Here is an 8,828-nt window from a genome sequence, read left to right as displayed (position 1 = left end):
GCGCCCGTGGACGGCCCGCGCCGCCGGGGCCCGCCGCCGTGCCGTCGGCGCGCTCGCCACCGTGATCTCCGTCGTGACCACGGTCGTCGTGCTGATCCTGGCCGTGCACATCGTGTTCGTCGCGTTCGAGGCGAACACGGCGAACGACCTCGTCCGCTGGTTCGGGGACAGGGCCACCGACCTGTGCTGGCAGTTCAAGGACGTCTTCCAGCCCGCGAGCCACAAAACGGAGGTCGCCGTCAACTACGGCCTGGCAGCCCTCGTCTACCTGGTGATCGGCCGCATCATCGTCGGCCTCGTCCGCCGCCTGGCCTAGTCGCGGCCGGGGAAGCGAACGTCGTCGAACGGCCAGGCCGTCGTCACCCACTGGCGGACGAACGTCTCCAGCTCCTTCTCCAGGACGGAGTTCTCCTCGTCCGCGCGGACCCAGAACACCACGACAGCGTCCGCGCCCGGCTCGTCCGACGGGGCGACGTGGATGCGGCCGAGCTGCCGCTCCCCGTCCGGCGTGGTCACCACGTAGCTGAACGAGCGCCGCAGCTGCCCCTGCTTCTGCAGCCACGCGACGTCGATCAGCGCCTGCTCGAAGGTGAACTCGCTGTCGGGCCACCCCCATTCGGGCCCGAACCGGCCGGCCAGCCGGTCCAGGCTGCCGAGCACGGCGCCGTAGTCCTTGACCACGTCGTGCACGGTGATCGGGCGGATCTGGAAGTCGGGCCCCGCCACCAGCGTGGGCACCACGAAGTCCTCGGGGAGGAACGCCCCGCCCGCCGCCTTCCGCGGAGACTTGAACATCGTCGACCTTTCCGGCGACGCCCCTTCCGGCGACGGGGCGTGCGGCATCGAACTCTAGTCCTCCCGGCCGCCCGGGGAGGCGCATCACGAATTCGGGCGTGCCGCGGACGAGGCGGCGCGCGGGGCGGCGGCGCGGGCTCACATGCCTTAGTGTTCTTGCGGAGGAATTCATCACCATGACGCCATCCACGCGCGACCGCATAGTGTCCGAGTCGCTCCGGCTGTTCGCCGACCGGGGCTACGCGGCCACGTCCGTCGCGGAGATCGAGGCCGCGGCGGGGCTGTCCCCGGGCGCGGGCGGCCTCTACCGGCACTTCCGGTCCAAGGAGGAGGTGCTCGCCTCCGCCATCCGCGAGCACATCGACCGGACCCGCCGGCAGATCAGCGACGTCCTCGACCAGGCGAGCGTCTTCGAGGGCCGGCCGCTGGAAATCCGGCTGCGGATGACGTGCCAGGCCGGCCTCGCCAAGATGCGCGAGGAGCAGGACCTCATCCGGGTGCTGTTCCGCGACCTCGACCAGTTCCCGAACCTGGTCGCGGAGATGCGCGAGGGCATCGTCAACCCGCTGTACGACGGCATCTCGACCTGGCTGTCGGCGCAGCCCGAGTTCGAGGGGTCGGACGAGGACTGGCCCGCGATCGCCTCCATCCTCGGCGGCGCCGTGGTGAACTACTGGCTGGCGAACGAGTCGATGTACGAGCCGCCGACCCGCATCGACGAGGAGCGGTTCGTGGAGAGCTGGGCGCGGCTCGGTCTCGGGCTGGTGCACCTGGAGCGCACACCCGCCACCTGACCTGCGGTGTCCCGGCCCCGCCGACCCCGGGCACGCCCCGCGGGCTCCTACCCTGGAGACTTCGCGTACCGCGGCGCGCCCGCGGCATAAGGTTGGGGAACGGCATGGAAACGTATGCGGACTGGCTTCGCGCGCGAGGCGACGACGAACTTCGCGCGCTGCTGTCCGCGCGTCCGGAACTGCTCGCCCCCGTCCCCGCCGACCTGACCGCGCTCGCCGCCCGCGCTGCGACGCCCGCCGCGGTGGCCCGCGCCCTCGACCGGCTGGACCGGTTCACGCTCGCCGTCCTCGAATCCCTCCTCGTCCTGCCGTCCCCCGATCTCGACGCGCTCGCGGCCGGCCTCGGCGCGGCGCCGGCGCAGGTCGCGGAGGCGCTCGGCACGCTGCGCCGCTACGGGCTGGCCTGGGGCGACGGGACGCCGGCCACGGCGCCCGGCGTCCGGCAGGGGCTGCCGCATCCGGCGGGGCTCGGCCCGCCCGTCCGGGAGGTCTTCGCCGGCTACCCGCCCGAGCGGCTCACCGATCTGATCACCGACCTGGAGGGCGAGGCGCCGCGCGGGTTCCCCGACGCTCCGCGCCTCCTGGACCGGCTCACCGAACTGCTCGCGGAGCCGGCCGCGCTCATCGAGGACGCCGGGCCCGAGGCGCGGGCCGCCCTCGACCAGCTGGCCTGGGGTCCGCCCGTCGGACGGGTCGCCGACGCGCGCCGTCCCGTCCGGCTCGACACGGCCACCACCCCGATCGAGCGGCTCCTCGCCCGCGGCCTCCTCGCCGCCGAGGACGACCGCACGGTCACCCTGCCCCGCGAGGTCGCCCTGCACCTGCGCGCCGGGCGGCTCTTCCGGGACGTCCCCGCCGAACCGCCGCCGCTCCCGGCCCGCGCCGGGGAACCGCGCGCCGAGGACATCGTGGTCCGCGCCGCCGCGGGCGAGGCGGCGGGCGCCGTCCGGCTCATCGAGGACCTCCTCGAACGCTGGGGCCTCGAACCGCCGCCCGTCCTGCGCAGCGGCGGCCTCGCCGTCCGCGACCTGCGCACCGCCTCGACCCTGCTGGACGTCCCGGAGTGGAAGGCGGCGCTGCTCGTCGAGGTCGCCTACGCCGCCGGGCTGCTCACCCGCAGCGGCGACCTCGACGGCGAATGGCTGCCCACCCCCGCCTACGACCTGTGGCTGATGCGCGACACCGCCGGCCGCTGGACGGAGCTGGCGCGCGGCTGGCTGAAGTCCGACCGCGCCGCCGGGCTCGCCGGGGAGCGCGACGACCGGGACCGGCTGATCAACGCGCTCAGCGAGGCGATGGTGCGCTCCAGCGCCCCCGGCACCCGCCGGGAGGTCCTGGAGGTCCTCTCCGGCGCCGGGCGCGGCGCCGCCGTCGACACGGACGCGCTGCGCACCCGGCTCGGCTGGCTGCGGCCCCGCCGCGGCGGCGCCACCCGCGAACGGCTGCTCGGCTGGACGCTCCGCGAGGCCGCCGCGCTCGGCCTCACCGGGTTCGGCGAGCTGGCCCCGTTCGCCCGCGACCTGCTCGCCGGCGACGACCCCGAACCCGCGCTGGAGAAGTACCTTCCGGCGCCCGTCGACGAGATCCTCATCCAGGCCGACCTGACCGCGATCGCGCCCGGCCCGCTCGTCACCGACCTCGCCCGCGAACTCGCGCTCGCCGCCGACGTCGAGTCCACCGGCGGCGCCACCGTCTACCGGTTCACGCCCGAGTCCGTCCGCCGCGCCCTGGACGCCGGACGGTCCGCCGCCGACATCACCGACCTGCTGACCCGGCACTCCGCGACCCCGCTGCCGCAGCCGCTCACCTACCTCATCGACGACGTGGCGCGCCGGCACGGGCACCTGCGCGTCGGGGCGCTCTCCTCCTACGTCCGCACCGACTCCGCCGCCACCCTCGACGAGATCCTCGCCGACCGCCGCGCCGAGCCGCTGCGGCTGTACCGGCTCGCGCCGACCGTCCTCGCGTCCGGGCTGCAGCGCGCCGACCTGCTGGACGGGCTGCGCGCCATGGGGCTCGCCCCGGTCGCCGAGGCCCCCGGCGGCGGCGTGATCGTGACCCGGCCGGACGCGCAGCGCGCCGACCCGCCGCCGACCGCCGAGATCGTCCGGCTGCGCCCCGACACCCGCACCGACACCTCGATGATCTCCGCCGCGGTGCGCGCGCTGCGGGCGGGCGACGAGGCGTCCCGGCACGGCGCCGAGCACGCCCGGCAGGCACCGGCCGGGGAACCGCCCCGCTCCCCCGCGATGGCCACCATCGAACGGCTCCGCGCCGCCGTCGACCGCGGCGGCCGCGTCTGGATCGGCTACCTCGACCAGCAGGGCCAGGCGTCCAGCCGCATCGTGGAACCCGTCCGCGTCGAGGGCGGCTTCCTCACCGGCTACGACGCCACCCGCGCCGCCGTGCACCGCTTCGCGCTGCACCGCATCACCGGAGTCTCCGAGCTGGACGACGCCGGCCAGTAGGCGCTTGTTTCGTGATCTTTCGAAGTTGAAGGAACCCGCGCCGCCCTCCGGAGGTCCTAGTCTGGAGGACCGATCGGCGAGTGGAGGAGGCCCGCCCGTGAGCGGATACGGCGGCACCCCGCCCGGCTGGCAGGACCCCTACGGGCCGCAGGGCTACGGCGGATCACCGTATCCGGGCGCCCCGCAGCCGCCCGGATACGCCTACGGGCCCCCCGGCGTGCCCGTCCGGCAGACGAGCAGCGGCTCCACCACCGCCTGCCTCGTCTGCAACATCGCCAGCGTGCTGCTGTGCTGCGGCGTCCTCGGGATTCCGGGCGCCATCGTGTCCGCGATCGCGATGGGCCGCGTCCACACCGACCCCGAGTCGGCCCGCAAGCTGACGATCGCCGGCTGGATCCTGTTCGGCCTGTCGATGGTCTGCGGCATCATCATCGCCGTCATCTACGCCTTCGTCGTGATCAACTCCGATTCGGGCTACGACTCCGGCTCCGGCATCTAGCGCGCGGGAAGAGCGGGGCGCCCGCCGCCGTTGTAGGAGGCGTTCCCGTCCGGACCGCACGACGCGCACCCGTGCCTGGGGTAGCGTGCGGGTGTCCGGACGTGGCATCGATCATCGACATCGCGACGGGGGCTTCTGCTTTGACCGACGGTCCGCTCATCGTCCAGTCCGACAAGACGCTGCTGCTGGAGGTCGACCACGCGCTGGCCGACGCCTGCCGCAAGGAGATCGCCCCGTTCGCCGAGCTGGAACGGGCGCCCGAGCACGTCCACACCTACCGGGTGACGCCGCTCGCGCTGTGGAACGCCCGCGCCGCCGGCCACGACGCCGAGCAGGTCGTCGACACGCTGATCAGGTACTCCCGCTACCCAGTCCCGCACGCCCTCCTCGTGGACGTCGCCGACACGATGGCGCGGTACGGGCGGCTGCGGCTGGAGAAGGACCCCGTGCACGGGCTCGTCCTGTCGTCCTCCGACCGGTCGGTGCTGGAGGAGGTCCTGCGGGCCAAGAAGGTCAAGGGCATGATCGGCGACCGGGTCGGCGACGACGCCGTCGCCGTCCACCCGAGCGAGCGAGGCGCCCTCAAGCAGGCCCTGCTCAAGCTCGGCTGGCCCGCCGAGGACCTCGCCGGCTACGTGGACGGCGAGGCCCACGCCATCTCCCTCGTCCAGGACGGCTGGGAACTGCGCTCCTACCAGGACGAGGCCACATCGGCGTTCTGGCACGGCGGCTCCGGCGTCGTCGTCCTGCCCTGCGGCGCCGGCAAGACCATCGTCGGCGCCGCCGCCATGGCCCGCGCCGAGGCGACCACGCTGATCCTCGTGACCAACACCGTGTCGGCGCACCAGTGGAAGCAGGAACTGCTCCGCCGCACGTCCCTCACCGAGGACGAGATCGGCGAGTACACCGGCACGAAGAAGGAGATCCGGCCGGTCACCATCGCCACCTACCAGATCATGACGACGCGCCGGAAGGGCGTCTACACGCACCTGGAGCTCTTCGACGCCCGCGACTGGGGCCTGGTCGTCTACGACGAGGTGCACCTGCTGCCCGCGCCGATCTTCCGGATGACCGCCGACCTGCAGGCCCGCCGCCGGCTCGGCCTCACCGCCACCCTCGTCCGCGAGGACGGCCGCGAAGGCGACGTGTTCTCCCTGATCGGCCCCAAGCGCTACGACGCACCCTGGAAGGACATGGAGTCCCAGGGCTGGATCGCCCCCGCCGACTGCGTCGAGGTCCGCGTCACCCTCACCGACTCCGAACGCCTCGCCTACGCGACCGCCGAACCCGAGGAGCGCTACCGCTTCTGCGCCACCACCGACACCAAGACCAAGCTCATCAAGGCCCTGGTCGACCGGCACCGCGGCGAGCAGACCCTCGTCATCGGCCAGTACATCGACCAGCTGGACGAACTGGGCGCCCTCCTGGACGCGCCGGTCATCAAGGGCGAAACCCGCATCCGCGAACGCGAACGCCTCTTCGACGCGTTCCGCTCCGGCGAGATCAACGTCCTGGTCGTCTCCAAGGTGGCGAACTTCTCCATCGACCTCCCCGAGGCGTCCGTCGCCGTCCAAGTATCAGGCGCCTACGGCTCCCGCCAGGAAGAAGCCCAACGCCTCGGCCGCCTCCTACGCCCCAAGGCCTCCGGCGCCGGCGCCCGCTTCTACGCCGTCGTAGCCCGCGACACCCTCGACCAGGACTACGCCGCCCACCGCCAACGCTTCCTAGCCGAACAGGGCTACGCCTACCGCATAGTCGACGCCGACACCGTCCTCTCCGGCAACGACTTCTAAACACACCGCCACCACCACGAGAATCACTGACCGACCTTCAGCCCCGGCGCTGCCACGGCGCCCCAACCGCGCCACGCCAACGCAACCGTGTGCCTGAGCGGCCAGCGGAACGGCCACACTCTCCCTCCTCAGGCCAGGACCCAGCGCGCGCGTACGGTGCTGCCGTTCATGCGCTCAACACCGGGTCTCCTGGCGGCCATGGGGGCGGCCACATCGCGTTTTCAGGCGTCTGGCCAGTTTCTTAGGGCGGTGTCGAGGGCGTCCAAGGTCCGTTCCCAAGACGCCTCCACGTCGCGTGGGTGGTGCTGGAAGGCACCTGCGGTCTCCAGGCTTACGAAGCCGTGGAACATGCCGCCCAGCATCCGGACCGCGTCCGTCTGGTCGGGCTCGGCCAACTCGTAGCCGCGCAGGATCGCCCGGGTCATCTCCGCGTGCCGTCCCGCCGCGCTCGCGAGCGCCGTCTCAAGGTCCAGCTCCATCCGAGCCGCCGCGTATCTGCCCGGATGCCGCTTCGCATAGCCCCGGTACGCGCCGGCGAAGGCCACCAGCGCGTCCTTGCCCGCACGTCCGGCGATCGCGGCGGCGACCTCGTCGGCAAGCTCGGCCAGCGCGAGCAGGGCCACCTGCGTCTTCAGGTCGTGCGCGTTCTTGATATGCGAGTACAGGCTGGCTTCCTTGACCCCGAACCGGCGCGCCATCGCGGCAACGGTCACCTTGTCAAAGCCGACCTCATCGGCCAGTTCTGCCGCCGCCCGGGCCAGACGTTCGACGGTCACTCCCGCACGTACCATGGCTCCCCTCCCACTTACCTACGATACTAAAGCATTTGCCTAGGGCCCTTAGGAAGACATAGCCTCGCCGTTCATGAGACCCCTAACCGAACGCGACCTACGTGCGTCCTTCATCAACTGCTCCAAGGGCGAGGCCAAGCGCCTGGACCTGCCCAAGGGCTTCGCCGACCTCCCCTGGGACGACCTGGACTTCCTCGGCTGGCAAGATCCGGGCGCGCCCCAACGGGCGTATCTCGTCGCCGAGCGCGACGACCGCCTTGCCGGCATCTCGCTGCGGGTGGCCTCCGGCGGGGCGTCCCGCGGCTTCACCGCGCGCGCCATGTGCTCGCTGTGCCTGACCACGCGCACCAGCGGCGGTGTCGCCCTGATGACCGCGCGCCGAACCGGCGAGGCCGGCCGCCAGGGCAATTCCGTCGGGCAGTACCTGTGCGGCGACCTGGACTGCTCCCTTTACGTTCGCGGCAAGAAGCAGTCCGTCGCGGGCGGCGGCCTCGACGAATCCCTCAGCCTGGACGAGAAGACCGCACGCCTCCTCACCAACCTGCACTCGTTCCTCGACAAGGTGACCCGCTGACCCGTCGCCAAGGACTCTCCGTCTCAACCTCCCAAGCCGCAGACATCATCGGCAAGGCCGAGCCACCACACGTGTCGAGGTGCCCAGCCTCGACGGCAGTTGCGGATGACGCTCGACGTCGCAGGAGGTGCCGGACGTGGCCGCTATCCGAGAGAGTTGACCGCATGGCGACTGCCGAACTACGGGGCTTGACGGTTCACATCGATACCGGGCGCTGGAACGAGACGGTCCTCAACGGGATGGACCTGGTCGTGCCGGAGGGGAAGATCACCGCTCTGCTCGGCGAGTCGGGCTGCGGCAAGTCGATGGTCGCCGCAGCGCTCACCGGTCTGCTGCCGGAGTCGGCACGGTGCGCCGGGCAGATTCTCATCAACGGCGACCCCGTGGACGGCCGGCCTCAGTGGCGGCGCCTCCGGGGCCGGACTGTCGGCTTCGTCCCACAGGAGGGGGTCACGGCATTCAACCCCTCGGAGACTGTGGGCGCTCAGCTACGCGAGCTGGAACGCCGGCACCGGCAGTGGAGCCTCGACCGCGCGTGCACCGCGGCCCGCTATCCCGCCGAGCTGCTCGATCTGCTCCCGGACCAGCACTCCGGCGGCCAGATCCAGCGGGCCGCGCTCGCCGCCGCACTCCTGCCCTCACCCGCCGTCCTCATCGCCGACGAGCCCGCCGGCTCTCTGGACATCGAAACGGCCTACGCGGTGTGGACCACCCTTCGCAGGTACGCGGACGCCGGAGCCGCCATCCTGGTGATCACACACGACGTAGCGATGCTCACCGCCACCAAGGTCGCTGAGCGAATGGTGCTCATGCGGGACGGGACGGTCACGGCCATGGGCGGCACGGCCGAGTTGGTCGGCCTGGCCGACCCGTACGTGCGCGGCTTCTTCCAGCAAAACTTGTGACGACAATGGCCGATCGGCGGCCTCTGCGGGGATGCGGTGGCAGAAATGAGGAAGGGCCCCGCCGTTGCCGGCGGGGCCCTTCCTGCAATATGTGTCCGGCGGTGTCCTACTCTCCCACACAGTCTCCCATGCAGTACCATCGGCGCTGAAGGGCTTAACTTCCGGGTTCGGGATGGGACCGGGTGTTTCCCCTTCGCCAAAACCACCGA

General features: G+C 72.1%; 9 protein-coding genes and 1 rRNA gene. 7 read left to right on the top strand and 3 right to left on the bottom strand.

The genetic code is table 11. The features are described 5' to 3' along the window. Nucleotides 1-316, top strand: a 316-nt coding sequence (locus HUX53_RS25025) for a hypothetical protein (RefSeq protein WP_217919865.1), incomplete at its 5' end; no start/stop codon positions are given. On the opposite strand, the gene HUX53_RS25020 is transcribed toward HUX53_RS25025, so the two are convergent. Then, nucleotides 313-795, bottom strand: a complete 483-nt coding sequence (locus HUX53_RS25020; protein WP_217919864.1) for a GNAT family N-acetyltransferase — start codon at nt 793-795, stop codon at nt 313-315. The genes HUX53_RS25025 and HUX53_RS25020 overlap by 4 nt on opposite strands. A gap of 176 nt (nt 796-971) precedes the next feature. Here HUX53_RS25020 and HUX53_RS25015 point away from each other — a divergent pair, with 176 nt between their 5' ends. The 4 genes from HUX53_RS25015 (at nt 972) to HUX53_RS25000 (ending at nt 6,349) form a co-directional block, all read left to right on the top strand. Beyond that, on the top strand, nt 972-1,589 hold the full coding sequence (locus HUX53_RS25015) for a TetR/AcrR family transcriptional regulator (protein WP_176405665.1): 618 nt from the start codon (nt 972-974) through the stop codon (nt 1,587-1,589). Nucleotides 1,590-1,693: 104 nt separating this feature from the next. Next, complete coding sequence (locus HUX53_RS25010; protein ID WP_176405664.1) at nt 1,694-4,057, top strand: helicase-associated domain-containing protein; 2,364 nt, start codon at nt 1,694-1,696, stop codon at nt 4,055-4,057. Between the two features lie 97 nt (nt 4,058-4,154). Next, nucleotides 4,155-4,556: a hypothetical protein gene (locus HUX53_RS25005; RefSeq protein ID WP_176405663.1), complete on the top strand. Its 402-nt coding sequence runs from the start codon at nt 4,155-4,157 to the stop codon at nt 4,554-4,556. A 140-nt stretch (nt 4,557-4,696) separates the two neighbouring features. Beyond that, nucleotides 4,697-6,349, top strand: a complete 1,653-nt coding sequence (locus tag HUX53_RS25000) for a DNA repair helicase XPB (RefSeq protein ID WP_176405666.1) — start codon at nt 4,697-4,699, stop codon at nt 6,347-6,349. A gap of 221 nt (nt 6,350-6,570) precedes the next feature. Here the strand turns inward: HUX53_RS25000 and HUX53_RS24995 are convergent, their stop codons facing one another. Continuing rightward, nucleotides 6,571-7,140 (bottom strand): TetR-like C-terminal domain-containing protein, encoded by a 570-nt coding sequence (locus HUX53_RS24995; protein ID WP_176405662.1) that lies wholly within the window; start codon nt 7,138-7,140, stop codon nt 6,571-6,573. Between the two features lie 73 nt (nt 7,141-7,213). Here HUX53_RS24995 and HUX53_RS24990 point away from each other — a divergent pair, with 73 nt between their 5' ends. After that, complete coding sequence (locus HUX53_RS24990; protein WP_176405661.1) at nt 7,214-7,714, top strand: FBP domain-containing protein; 501 nt, start codon at nt 7,214-7,216, stop codon at nt 7,712-7,714. Nucleotides 7,715-7,902: 188 nt separating this feature from the next. After that, nucleotides 7,903-8,619, top strand: a complete 717-nt coding sequence (locus tag HUX53_RS24985) for an ATP-binding cassette domain-containing protein (RefSeq protein WP_255205605.1) — start codon at nt 7,903-7,905, stop codon at nt 8,617-8,619. 93 nt (nt 8,620-8,712) lie between these two features. Here the strand turns inward: HUX53_RS24985 and rrf are convergent. Continuing rightward, nucleotides 8,713-8,828, bottom strand: a 5S ribosomal RNA gene (rrf, locus tag HUX53_RS24980).

This window comes from Actinomadura sp. BRA 177 (assembly GCF_013372625.1).
GTDB lineage: Bacteria > Actinomycetota > Actinomycetes > Streptosporangiales > Streptosporangiaceae > Spirillospora.
The sequence above is the reverse complement of the archived record's forward strand: the minus strand, read 5'-3'. Positions and strand labels throughout refer to the sequence as shown.